9 protein-coding genes are annotated in these 12,368 nt (G+C 59.5%); 4 read left to right on the top strand and 5 right to left on the bottom strand.

The features are described 5' to 3' along the window. Window positions 1-244: 244 nt before the first annotated feature. The 3 genes from K8W16_RS05170 to K8W16_RS05160 all read right to left on the bottom strand — a co-directional run bounded on the left by K8W16_RS05170 (window position 245) and on the right by K8W16_RS05160 (window position 5,505). A complete protein-coding gene (locus tag K8W16_RS05170; protein ID WP_304121772.1) occupies window positions 245-2,884 on the bottom strand; it encodes a penicillin-binding protein 1A in 2,640 nt (879 codons plus the stop codon). A gap of 81 nt (window positions 2,885-2,965) precedes the next feature. Beyond that, the gene (gene gatB / locus K8W16_RS05165) at window positions 2,966-4,402 is read right to left on the bottom strand and encodes an Asp-tRNA(Asn)/Glu-tRNA(Gln) amidotransferase subunit GatB (protein ID WP_304121770.1); all 1,437 of its coding nucleotides are present in this window, start codon (window positions 4,400-4,402) and stop codon (window positions 2,966-2,968) included. Between the two features lie 227 nt (window positions 4,403-4,629). Further along, window positions 4,630-5,505: an NAD(+)/NADH kinase gene (locus K8W16_RS05160; RefSeq protein ID WP_304121767.1), complete on the bottom strand. Its 876-nt coding sequence runs from the start codon at window positions 5,503-5,505 to the stop codon at window positions 4,630-4,632. Between the two features lie 429 nt (window positions 5,506-5,934). Between K8W16_RS05160 and K8W16_RS05155 the strand changes: the two genes are divergently transcribed. The 4 genes from K8W16_RS05155 (at window position 5,935) to K8W16_RS05140 (ending at window position 10,370) form a co-directional block, all read left to right on the top strand. Beyond that, window positions 5,935-6,549 carry an SIS domain-containing protein gene (locus K8W16_RS05155; RefSeq protein ID WP_304121764.1) on the top strand — a complete coding sequence of 205 codons (615 nt, stop codon included), beginning with the start codon at window positions 5,935-5,937 and terminating at the stop codon, window positions 6,547-6,549. 5 nt (window positions 6,550-6,554) lie between these two features. Next, window positions 6,555-6,794 carry a zinc ribbon domain-containing protein gene (locus K8W16_RS05150; RefSeq protein ID WP_304121762.1) on the top strand — a complete coding sequence of 80 codons (240 nt, stop codon included), beginning with the start codon at window positions 6,555-6,557 and terminating at the stop codon, window positions 6,792-6,794. Window positions 6,795-6,979: 185 nt separating this feature from the next. Further along, window positions 6,980-7,918, top strand: a complete 939-nt coding sequence (gene hemC / locus K8W16_RS05145; protein ID WP_304121759.1) for a hydroxymethylbilane synthase — start codon at window positions 6,980-6,982, stop codon at window positions 7,916-7,918. Between the two features lies 1 nt (window position 7,919). Further along, window positions 7,920-10,370: a Lon protease family protein gene (locus K8W16_RS05140; protein WP_304121756.1), complete on the top strand. Its 2,451-nt coding sequence runs from the start codon at window positions 7,920-7,922 to the stop codon at window positions 10,368-10,370. A 134-nt stretch (window positions 10,371-10,504) separates the two neighbouring features. Here K8W16_RS05140 and K8W16_RS05135 read toward each other — a convergent pair whose 3' ends face one another. Continuing rightward, on the bottom strand, window positions 10,505-11,680 hold the full coding sequence (locus K8W16_RS05135) for an MFS transporter (RefSeq protein ID WP_304121755.1): 1,176 nt from the start codon (window positions 11,678-11,680) through the stop codon (window positions 10,505-10,507). 260 nt (window positions 11,681-11,940) lie between these two features. Next, window positions 11,941-12,368 (bottom strand): hypothetical protein (locus K8W16_RS05130; protein ID WP_304121752.1); only part of this gene is annotated, 428 nt, incomplete at its 5' end.

The raw sequence follows: 12,368 nt of genomic DNA, 5'->3' as shown, positions 1-12,368 counted from the left end.
AAGATCTCTTCAAAGTTGCTGGGAGAAAGGCGCTGCGCTTCAATAAATTTCACCGCTATTTCCTTGCTCACCTGCATGATTTCACGTTCCAGTTTTTCCATTATCCGCTCCTTACGGCAAGCCGCAGGTTGTAGACGAAAAAACCCGCCTGTGGGGAATGGCCCCGGCCACCGCGGCTGGGAACCGGGCGGGTCAAAAAGACGGGAAGGAGAGCCCCCCAGCCTTTTTATGTTGATGCTTCAGGCTATTCGAAAAGTCCCTTCAGAAGGTCTTCACCCTGCTGTGCCTGTTCGGCTGCTTCCGGGTTTACGCCCTCGTCGAGAGCATCCATGCCGTAGCCGGTTCCGGGTTCTGTGCCTTCGATGAAGGGCATGTTCATGCCGCCGGCGTCGGCGAATACGATGCCGGCGGGCTTCGGAAAGTCGTCCGGCGGATAGGCCTTGAACGCCTCTTTGGCGTAGTAGATATAAGCGGGCAGGGCTGCGCCGGAGCCTGTTTCGCCCCGGCCCATGGACTGAAGCTGATCGTAACCTATATAGGTTGCGGTGACGAGATAAGGCGTCACACCGATGAACCATGCGTCGTTTTCATCGTTGGTGGTTCCCGTCTTGCCGCCCAGGGGACGGCCCAGCACCTTGGCCTTGCCTCCGGTACCGAAATTCACCACGCCCTTGAGGAGGCTAGCCATAACATAGGCGTTTTGCGGGGTGATGGCCTGCACTGATTCCGGCTGGCTTTCATAAATGGTGTTGCCCCACGGACCCTGAATACGGGTGATGAACCTCGGGGAACTCACCTTGCCTGCGTTGGCAAAGGCCGTATAAGCCTGCGCCATGTTAAGCGGGGAAACCGCCACAGCGCCGAGGCTGATAGCCAGGGTGGCCGGAAATTCCGGTGAGAGCCGCAGGGCCTTGGCTCGAGCGATGATATGTTCCACCCCCATCTGCTGAGCCACACGGACGGTACAGAGGTTGCGCGAACGGGCGAGCGCCCGGTAGAGAGGCATGGGGCCGTCGAACTTGCCGTCGTCGTTGCGGGGGCGCCAGGCTTTTTTCGTCCACTGATCCACGATGATGATGGGCGCATCGAGCAACATGGAGGCAGGAGTGAAGCCGTTGTCCAGCGCAGCGGAATAGACGATGGGCTTGAACGAGGAGCCGGGCTGGCGCTGTGCCTGCGTGGCACGGTTGAACTGAGAGCCTGAGCTGCCGAAGGCATAGCCGCCCACCATGGCCACCACGTCGCCGCTTTGCGGTTCTATGGATACCATGGCTCCCTGCACGTCGGGGTACTGCTGAAGGCGCAGGGCGATAACAGGTTCATGAACGTGAAGAACGGTGTCCTTCACGCCTTCCGGCGCTTCCACGACCTCGTTTTTCTTGGTATTCTTTTTCTTTTTCTGATCCTTGGGGGCGGGGGTGGTATCGCGCGAAACCCAGATCACGTCGCCGGGCTTGACCACCTTGGTGGCGTCACGCACGACTACGGCTGTCACGGAGCCGGCCACTCTCTTGTTGGGCTTGCGCGCCCAGTTCATGGTGCGCACGGCTACATGCCCGCGCTGGCTTTCGGAGAGCAGAACATCGGCCCCGGATTTGTTCACTGCCGTCACCAGGGCGAGCGCCCAGCCGTCGTTGTCGAGGTCGGAGAGCTGGAAGTCTTTTTTCTTGAGAAATTCCTTGTATTCGGAAGGTTCCAGATGCTTGACCGGGCCAAGCCAGCCGTGGCGTTTGGCGGCGTCTTCCAGGCCGTGGCGAAGGCCCTCGTTGGCTGCATGCTGCTGCACCGGATCCATGGCTGTGTGCACGGTGAGCCCGAGTTCATACACGGCGTCTTCGCCGTACAGGCCGAAGTCGTAGCCGTTCTTCTTGCAGTTTTCTTCGGAGAACATCTCCACCAGAAGGCGGCGCACTTCTTCCAGATACCAGCCGCCGTCGGGATTGGAAGACGGCATGGCCTTGTATTCCATCTTCTGATTGATGGCAGCGTCGTATTCTGCGTCGTTGATCCAGCCGAGGTCGCGCATGCGACGCAGCACATGGTGCTGGCGCGTTTCCGCTGCCTTGGGATTACGATAGGGATTGTAGGCCGAAGGTGACTGTCCGAGGCCCGCAATGAGCGCGGCTTCGGCTATGGTGAGGTCCTTGGCGTTTTTGGCAAAATAGACGCGGGCGGCAGCTTCTACGCCGTAGGCGTTGTTGCCGAGGAATATCTGATTGATGTAGAGGTTGAGGATATCGTCTTTGCTGAGCTGCTTTTCCAGTCTGTATGCGAGGATTGCCTCCTTGAGCTTGCGTTCGTAGCTTTTTTCCGGCGTGAGCATGAGGCGCTTGACCACCTGCTGCGTGATGGTGCTGCCGCCCTGTCTTGTGCCGCCGTGCTGGAAGTTGGCTATGGCCGCACGGATGATGGCCTTGATGTCCACGCCGGGATGATTGTAGAACTGGTCGTCTTCCACGGCGAGGAAGGCCTGAGGCACGAATTTCGGAAGCTGGTCCAGCGTGACGAGAAAACGTCTCTCCCGGTAGAACTGCCCGATGAGGCTCCCGTCGCGCGCAAGCACGGTAGTCACGAGCGGGGGGCGGTAGTCGGCTATTTTGCTGAAACTCGGCAGGTCGTCGGACACCCACTGGTAGAGCATGTAGCCGCCGCCCGCCGCCGCCAGAGCGCCGAGCAGGATGAGCACGCTGAAGAAATAGAGAATGGTGCCCAGACAGCCGCGCCTTTTCTTCGGCGATTTTTGCTTCTTGCCGGGGCGATCCAGAGAGAGCAGTTCCTCTTCTTCTCCCTTTGCGCGTGTATCGCCTTTTTGTTCCTTTCCGACCTGTTCGGCAGGGCCGAGTTCGAGCAGCTCGTTGTCGTCGTTCCAGTCTTTATCGCTCATGGCATTGCAGGGGGATACGCCCCGAAGTATCGTTGTTGAAAAAGACGGGCGCGGCTTTTCTGCCGCGCTCCGAAAAATGCCTTATGCCTGCCCGAGATGGCGGGAAAGGGCCTCATTGACCAGGGCGGGGTTGGCCTTGCCGCGCATTTCCCGCATGACCTGCCCCACAAAGAAGCTGATGAGCTTGGTCTTGCCGCCCTTATAGGCTTCCACTTCCGCGGGGTTTGCGGCAAGCACCTTCTGCACCGCCGCGTCTATGGCCCCTGTATCGGAAACCTGCACAAGGCCGCGATCTTTCACAAGCTTTGCGGGCATGGTTTCGCCCTTCATGAGCTCGGGGAAAATGTCGGCCGCGATTTTTGAGGAAATGGTACCGTTGCCGATGAGGGTGACGAGCTCGGCAACGGCCTCGGCGGAGATTTTCACTTCCGCGCTGTCGATGCCGCTCTGGTTGATTTCGCGCATCATCATGCCGAGCATGATGTTCGCCACCTTCTTGGGCTGGGAACAGAGCTTCGCCGCCTTTTCAAAGAGCACGGCGAGGTGCGGGTCGGCGCAGAGCTGTTCCGCATCCTGTTCGGGAAGCTGAAAGTCTCCCATGTAGCGGGCCATGCGCGCTTCCGGCAGTTCCGGCTGCGTGGCGGCCCAGGAGGCGAGTTCCTCGTCGGTGATGACCACGGCCAGAAGGTCCGGGTCGGGAAAATAGCGGTAGTCCTGCGCGTCTTCCTTGCTGCGCATGGGAGCGGTGATATTGCGGTTTGCATCGTAGAGACGGGTTTCCTGAATCACTTCCTCCCCGTCGTCGAGCACGTCGGACTGCCTGGCGATTTCAAATTCAATGGCGCGCTGCACATTGCGGAAGGAGTTGAGGTTCTTGAGTTCCGTACGCGTGCCGAGCTTCTTTTCCCCTTTCGGGCGAATGGACACGTTGGCGTCGCAGCGGAAACAGCCTTCTTCCATGTTGCCGTTGCTGATACCGAGGCTCACCACCATGGCGTGCAGTTTCTTGAGATAGGCTACGGCCTCTTCCGCGCTGCGCAGGTCCGGTTCGCTCACGATTTCAATGAGCGGAGTTCCCGCGCGGTTCAGGTCAACATAGCTTACGTTTTCACCCTGAGGGTGTATGTTCTTGCCCGCGTCGTCCTCCATGTGGATGCGCGTGATGCCGATACGGCGCTTCTGCCCGTTCACCGTGATATCGAGCCAGCCATGTTCACACAGCGGAAGCTCAAACTGCGAGATCTGGTAATCCTTGGGCATATCGGGGTAGAAATAGTTCTTGCGGGCGAAACGCGAATGCTGGTTGATGGTTGCGTGTATGGCAAGGGCCATGCGCGAGGCGTATTCCACAGCCTTGCGGTTCAGCACGGGCAGAACGCCGGGCATGCCGGAGCAGACTTCGCAGACATTGGTGTTCGGCTCATCACCGAAGGAATTGGGGCAGGAACAGAAAAGCTTGCTGGCAGTGGCCAGATGCACATGCACTTCCAGGCCTATGACAGCTTCATATACGGACATGGGTACTCCCTAGATGGATAGCGGGTAAAAGAGTGCCTCCCGCAGGAGGAATCCGTATTCCTATCATGAAAAGGAACGGGGCTCAAGCAAAACGGTCGGGGCGTTTCCCCTCCCTTCACGGATAAAGCTCGGGCGGCAGGCACGGGGCGCTGCTTCGGGAAGGAATACAGGGCATGCCCTCATCGTCCGCTTTCCGTCATAAAGGAGAAAAGAGCAGATGCGGGCGCTCAGGCGTTTTCCTTCCTGCCCGGGCCCGAGGTGACGATACCGCGGTCAATGAGGCGCCGCAGGTACCAGTTCGTATCGCTTACCAGCATATAGAGCTGGTCGGGCATACCCTCGATTTCCAGAATGTCGCCGATTTCCAGGGGCAGGTTTTCCTGTCCGTCCACGGAAAGCTGCACTTGATCGCCCTGACGGCAGGCTTCGATATGGATGCGCGAGGAGGCGGGAAGGGCCAGGGGAGGAAAGCCTCCGGCAAAGGGGCAGATAGGTGTGACGAGCTGCGCGTTCATGGAAGGCATGGTGAGGGGCCCTCCGGCGGAGGCCGTGTAGGCGGTGGAACCGAGCGGCGTGGAAACGATGATGCCGTCGCAGCGCAGGGTGCTGAAGAGCACACCGTCGATGTGCAGGCTTAAAGAAACCGCACGGGCTACCACGCCGTGAGCGGTGACCACATCGTTGATAGCCACGCCTTCGTTGAGCAGCGTGAGGTTGCCGCCATGGCGGCGGAGTATGCGCCAGCGTAGGGTAAGGTGCTTTTCCATTTCCCAGCGCCCCTGCAGCAGGGTGGAAAGCGGCGCGCCCCACCCTTCGGCCGGAAGTCCGGCAAGAAAGCCCACACGCCCGAAATTCATGCCCACAAGGGGAGTGCGTATTCCCGCCAGGCGGCGGGCCACGCCTACCATGGTGCCGTCGCCCCCGAGCACAAGGACGGCGTCGCTGGCAGCAGCTTCGGCGCGTATGGTAATGGCGTCGGCTCCGGCGGGGAGCAGCACACCGTCCACCTTGCGCTCGCGCAGCCAAGGGAGAAGGGTGCGACCGGTTTCTTCCGGCTGCGGGTTGTCCTTGTGAAGTATGAGAAGGCGGGAAATGGGCTGCATGGAAATCCTTCGGGCCTCTGGGCGGCGAGGTGAACTTTTTTCTGCTTTCCTTAAATAGGGAAGCGGCAACATACGGGACATGACATTTTGTAATCGAAAGAACAATATCGTGCAATGGAAAAAGTGCGTCCTTTTTTGCGATTTCTGCAGGGAGGAGGACGATCAGCATCCATGCCGGGAGGGGGAGAGGGGCAGGGGAATCCGTGTCCCCGGCGTGAAAAAGCGCTTTTTGCTGATCTGAAAAAGAGGAAAGAAAAAGCGTTTTCACCTCTTGCCGAAGGCCCGGAGCGGGTTATTTTTTCCGGGTGTGGGACCATACGGCCCGCTGCCCGGCGTCAGAGCTGGACCATTGTCAGGCAGGGAGCTTTGGAGTATGGTTCTTTGTTTAGAACATTGCGGCAAAGCCGCACAGGCAAGCGATGGAGCATTATGAAAACAGCTCTTGAAATCATCCGCGAACATGCGGAAGAGGGCGCGAAACTGCGCTGCGTTTTTTTGGCCGAATGTGCGCCCGTTCTTGACGAAGCGGCCCGCCGCATGGCCGGAAGCATCGCTGGCGGCGGCAAGATACTTGTCTGCGGCAACGGCGGCAGCGCTGCCGACGCGCAGCACATGACGGGGGAGCTTCTCGGTCGTTTTCTTATGGAGCGGCCTTCTCTTCCCGCCGTGGCCCTCAATGTGGATACCTCCACTCTCACCGCTGTGGGCAACGACTACGGCTATGAGGAAGTGTTTGCCCGGCAGGTGCGCGGCCTCGGCCGCCCGGGCGACGTACTGGTGGCCTTTTCCACCTCCGGCGGCAGCCCCAATGTCGTCAAGGCCATAGATGCCGCCCGTGAACGGGGCATGACAGTGGTGGGGCTTACCGGCAAGGGCGGCGGACGTATGGCCTCCATGTGCGACTATCTTTTGAATGTGCCCCACGACCACACTCCGCTGATACAGGAAATGCACGAAGCCTGCATGCATCTTTTGTGCCAGCTTATCGACCACTATCTTTTCGAGAATGTCCAGGCCCTCGACGAGGGCCCGAAAGGAGCCTGATACCCATGCCTATTTATGAATACCGCTGCAAGTCCTGTAACCATACGTTCGAGGATCTTGTGTTCGGTGATGAAACGCCTTCCTGTCCCAAGTGTCACTCTGCGGATACTGAGAAAATGATTTCCCGCTGCTCCTGCCGTCTGGGCGGGGGCGCTCCCGATTCTTTCGATCTGCCTTCCGCGCCCTCCACAGGCGGGGGCTGCGCCGGATGTTCCGGCGGCAACTGCGCAAGCTGCGGGCACTGATCGGTTCGTCACCTTCGTCGGGGAAAGGATGCGCGTCGTGGGCCTTTCTCCGCGCCGTTCATGGGCGGGTTGCGCGCCCTTTCTTCAGTGCGGATTTTTCCCGGCAGGGTTATCCGAGGGCCTTGCCTTATACGGGAAAGTTCTCTCTGCCGTGCGCTCTTTACAGCCGGAACTTTGGAGTTTGTATGAAAAAAGTGATCATAGCCACGCGCGGCAGCCAGCTTGCCCTGTGGCAGGCGGAACATATCAGGCAGCGCCTCATGGCGCAGTATGCCGGCCTTGAGGCCGAGCTTCTCATTCTCAAGACGAAGGGGGATATCATCCTCGACGTGCCGCTTGCCAAAGTGGGAGGCAAGGGCCTTTTCGTCAAGGAAATTGAGGACGCCCTGCTTTCCGGCGCAGCGGATATCGCCGTGCACAGCATGAAGGACGTGCCTATGGTTCTGCCTGAGGGGCTGACTCTGGGGGCCGTGCCGGAAAGGGAAGTGTGCAACGACCTTTTTCTTTCCGAACATTTTTCTTCTCTGGCAGAACTTCCTTCCGGTGCGGTGCTCGGCACCAGTTCCCTGCGTCGTCAGGCGCAGGTACTGGCCATGAGGCCCGATATCAAGGTGGCCATGCTGCGCGGCAACGTGGAAACCCGCCTGCGCAAGCTGAAGGAAGGGCAGTATGACGCAATCATTCTCGCCCGTGCCGGGGTAAAGCGTCTCGGCCTTGGCGCGACCTTTCAGGAGGATCTTACTCCGCCGGACTTTCTGCCCGCCGTGGGGCAGGGAGCGCTGGGCGTGGAAATGCGCGAGGACAGGCAGGAAGTGCGGAAGCTTCTCTCCTTCCTTGAACATGAGCCCACCCGCCTGTGCGTCATGGCGGAACGCGCTTTTCTGCGCCGTCTGGACGGGGGCTGTCAGGTGCCCATCGCAGCCCATGCCGAGCTTGAGGGAAAGGAGATTTTCCTTGAGGCCCTGGTGGCCGGGGTCGACGGCAGGAGGGTGATCCGAGGTTCCCGTCGCGCGCCTTCCTGCGCCGAAGAGGCCGAACGCATGGGATATGCTCTGGCAGAGGAGCTTCTCGGCAGGGGGGCGGAAGATATCCTTGCGGAACTTTACGCAGGGCAAGAGGGCTGATATGAGTCCGGCACTGAAAAACATCATGTCCCTTCCGGCTGACAGGTTGCGTCCCAGCTGGCCCGTGGATCGCATCCCGTGGGAGGACAGCCGCGCCATACCGCGCGGCGGCCGCCGTCGTCCGGCTCAGCCCAGGGCTCTGGCCGCGCTGGAGCTAGCCGTGCATATCCGTAATTCCGGCTACAATGTGTACCTTGCCGGCTCTCCCGACCTCGGGCGTACCTATATGCTGTGTGATTTTCTGGAGCCTCTGGCCCGCAAGGAAGCCACACCGCCGGATATCATCTATGTCAACAACTTCAAGGACGAAGATAAACCGGTGCTGATACAGCTCCCGGCAGGGCAGGGCGTACAGCTGAAAGAAGCCCTGGCGGAAGCCTTGCGGCAGATGCGCGAGGAGCTTCCCGCCCGCCTGGATTCCGACGTTTTTCTGCGCAAGCGCCGTGCGGGCCGCGAGCAGTTCCGCGAGGAACGTGCTTCCGTAGTGAAGGAGCTGGAGCGCATGGCGGAGGAAAAGGGTTTTGCTCTGGACGCTGAGGAGCAGGGGGCGCTCTCCCTTTTTCCCATGCAGGAGGGTAAGCGCCTGAGCGATGAGGAAGTGGCACTTCTGGCCGCCCCGGAACGGCAGGAATTCAAGCGCCGGGCCGACCAGCTTCTTCAGCGCATGGCCCCCCTGGTGCGCCGCATGGGCGAGATGGAAAAGAGCTTCCAGAAAAAAGAACATGAGCTGGAGCGCGAGGCTGCCGAGTATCTGTTCAACCGTCTGGTTGCGCCTGTGGCGGAAAAAGCCTGTCGTGTTTCCGGCTGTGAAGAGAAAACCGATGCTCTGCACACCTTTTTCGACGATCTGCGCGTGGATGTTCTGGATCATCTGGAACTTTTTCTGCCGCGCGAAGCGCCTTCCGCTCCGCATGGAGAGACTCCTTCCGTCCCGCAGGAACCGGATCTGTATCGCTACGGTGTGAACGTGGTGGTGGACAACGGCGATATGAGCGGTGCGCCCGTGGTGGTGGAGGATCACCCTACCTACGGCAATTTGCTCGGTTGCGTGGAGAGGGAATCGGAAATGGGCGCGCTAGTCACGGATTTCACGCTCATCAAGGCCGGTTCCCTGCACAGGGCCAACGGCGGCTATCTCGTCCTTCACATCAATGATCTTTTGTCCAACGGTCCTGCCTGGGAAGGACTCATGCGCGCACTCCGCTCCGGAGTCGCCCGTATTGAAGACCCGGACTTCAACGATACCTCGAGGGTGAAGGGTATAGAGCCCGAGCCCATGCCTCTGAACCTGAAAGTGATTCTTGTTGGCGAGGATGAACTCTATGAAGTGCTTCTGGAGCGCGATGAGCGCTTTGCCAAACAGTTTAAGATAAAGGCGCAAATGACTTCGGAAACGGAGCGCACGGCCCCGGCGGTGCGTGCGTGGCTCTGCCAGCTCGCACGCATCATGGACGAGGCGGATCTTCTTCCCTTCGACCGTGAAACCCTGGCAGGCCTGGTGGATCACGGTTCTGAGCTGTGTGAAGATCATCGCAAGCTTTCGCTGCGCTTTCCGCTCATGCGCGAGACGCTCATCGAGGCTTCGGCCATGGCGGCCATGGCCGGTAAGTCCATGGTGGACAGAGCCAGCCTGGATGCTGCGCTGAAGGCCAGGCGAAACCGTTCCGACCTTGTGGAAGAACTTTTCATGGAGGAATACGACCGCGACGTCATCAAACTGCGTACTTCAGGATCCGAAGTAGGCTGTGTGAACGGCCTTGCCGTGACTACCAGCGGCGATTACGAGTTCGGCCTGCCGCATCAGATTTCCTGCACCGTGGGCGTGGGACACGGCGGTATCATCGACCTGGAGCGCGAGGCGGAGCTCGGCGGCCCCATCCATACCAAGGCGATGATGATCCTGAAAAGCTATCTGGCCTCGCAGTTTGCCCATGACAAGCCCTTGGTGCTTTCCGGGAGCCTGTGTTTTGAGCAGAGCTACAACGGCATAGAAGGCGATTCCGCCTCGGGCGCGGAGCTCGCGGCGCTTCTTTCCGCCATTTCGGAAGTGCCTCTGCGCCTTTCCCTCGCCTTCACCGGCGCGGTGAGCCAGTCCGGCCAGATCATGGCCGTGGGCGGAGTGACGCGCAAGATCGAGGGCTTTTTCGAGCTGTGTTCCCGCCGGGGGCTCACCGGTGAGCAGGGCGTGATCCTGCCCAAGGACAACGTGGAGCACCTCATGCTGGATGAAAAGGTCGTCAATGCCGTGCGCGAGGGCAAATTCTCCATTTACCCCGTGACCCATATCGGTGAGGCCATGGAGCTTCTGACAGGCATGCCCGTGGGGCGCCGTCGCAAGGACGGCTCTTTCCCGAAGGACACGCTTTTTTATAAGGTGGACGAACGACTCAGGGATCTGGGCTGGCTTGCCGAGCACAGCTTCAAGGCGAGAAGGCGCAAGAGCCGCGCCTGAAGTATCCTTTTCTGCAGACAAAAAATGTCCGCCCTGTACTTGTGAGCAGGGCGGACATTTTTTTATCTGATACTGCGTTACCGGCCGAGTTGCCGTGCGATTACGGATTCTCTCGTTTTCAGGAAAAGAAGTGGTCAGCTTTTTTCGGAAGCGTTTGTCGGTCTTTTCAGGAAGCATGAGCACACGGCCCCGACGACGGCCAGCGGGCTGAGCAGGTGCATGGCCGGGGCAAGGCCTCCCCAGGCGTCCGCCGCCCAGCCGAGCACGGGAGCAAACATGCCGCCCACACTGATGGCGACGCCCAGCGTGATGCCCGAAGCGAACCCCATGTTTCTGGCAAGGTAACGCTGACCCAATACCACAAGGGAGCTGAAGGGGGCGAACAGACCCACAGCCAGAGGGGCGAGCAACGCTCCGGCGATCCACGGGTTTTCGATGAAGGGGAAGGCGGCGAGCAGGGGTAGGGTGAGGATGGAAGTCCATCGTATGACGCGCCGGAATCCCCAGCGGTCGGCGGCAGCTCCGCCGGAAAGGTTGCTGATGACTCCGAAAAGAGAGAACAGGATGAGCATGAGTGAGCCGATGAAGGCGCTCTGATGGAATACTCCCTGCCAGTACAGGGGCAGATAGGTGGTAAAGGCCACGGTGAGGCCCGTGCGGGTGAGCAGACAGCCGGAAAGGATGCCGAAGGCACGCCAGTCGTTGACGGCAGAATTCCTGTCATTGACTGTTGTCGTTCGGGGCGACATATCCCAGGATTGGATGCGCCAAAAAAGCAGGGCCGCCATTACGGCTGCGAGGATGAGGAAGGCTGCGGTTCCGTGCAGCCCGAAGCCGGGCATGTTGGGCAGGCCGCCTACTGTCAGTATGACGATAACGGGTCCTATAAGCATACCGCCGTTACCGCCTACGGAAAAAATGCTGAGGCCCACGCCCTTATGTTCTCCTGAAACGATGTTGGCGTAACGCGCGGCCTCGGGGTGGAACATTGCCGCTCCTATGCCGCCGAGCACGAGGAAGGCGAACATGGAGTATTCGCTGGAAAGAAAGCCCAGGGCCCCTATGCCGGTTCCGGCCAGCAGGATGCCCAGCGGGATAAACCATCCCCGGGACATTTTATCGGCCAGAAGGCCGAGTCCGGGCTGCACCAGAGATGCCACAACCGAATAGGCAAAGGCGAGAAAGCCGCAGGTCTGATAATCGAAGTTATGTGCCGCAGCAAGGAAGGGCAGCAGGGGAGGCAGGGCGTGCGAATTGAGGTCGCAGGAAAGGTGGCCCAGGGAAAGCAGGAATATTTTTCTGTAGTTCATGACAAAGTGGAAAAGGCGTGTTCAGGTGTTCTGTCCGGCGGATGCGGGGAGGGTATGCGGCATAGTATGACATTGCGCCGTCTGTAGCAAGCCTCCGGTACATGGTGAGAAAGGGCTTGCGGCAGCCTTTTCCGTATGGGCGAGGGAATGGGCTGATCGTTTGGGGCGTGGACGGCCTGCCGGGAAGCCTCTCCGCCATGTGGGGAAGGAGTGCAAAAAAGCCGCCCGGAGTGCAGGAGAGGGCGGCTTTTTGACGATCCTTACTTTTTGAAGAGGTTCAACCCTTCCTTCAACAGGCCTTTCGCCTTTTCCTCCGTATCCTTCCCCTGGCGCAGCAGTGCGTTTTTCGCGTCCTTGAGCTGCGTTTCCCTGAGCTTTACGGTGGAGGCTTCCAGAGACGCCTTCATTTCTTTAAGGATGAGAACGGCGCTCTGAGCGATGGTGACGCCCGAACCTTCACGGCCTATGCCGGTAAGGCGGATTTCAGGCAGCGGGATGGAGACGGAAAGCTTCAGCATGGGGATGAGGAGCGTGGCCTGCGCGTCACGGATGACAAGTTCGTCAATGATGACTTTCTTTTTGCTCTTTTCCGGTGTTTCGGAAGAAGTCCCGGCCTGCTGTCCTTCGTTCCCTTTCTCTTTGTCAGCTATGCTCTGGATATGCTTCAGGATAGTTTCAATGTTGCTGG

The organism is Mailhella massiliensis, from assembly GCF_020741395.1.
In the GTDB taxonomy this organism is placed as follows: Bacteria; Desulfobacterota; Desulfovibrionia; order Desulfovibrionales; family Desulfovibrionaceae; genus Mailhella; species Mailhella massiliensis_A.
The sequence above is the reverse complement of the archived record's forward strand: the minus strand, read 5'-3'. Positions and strand labels throughout refer to the sequence as shown.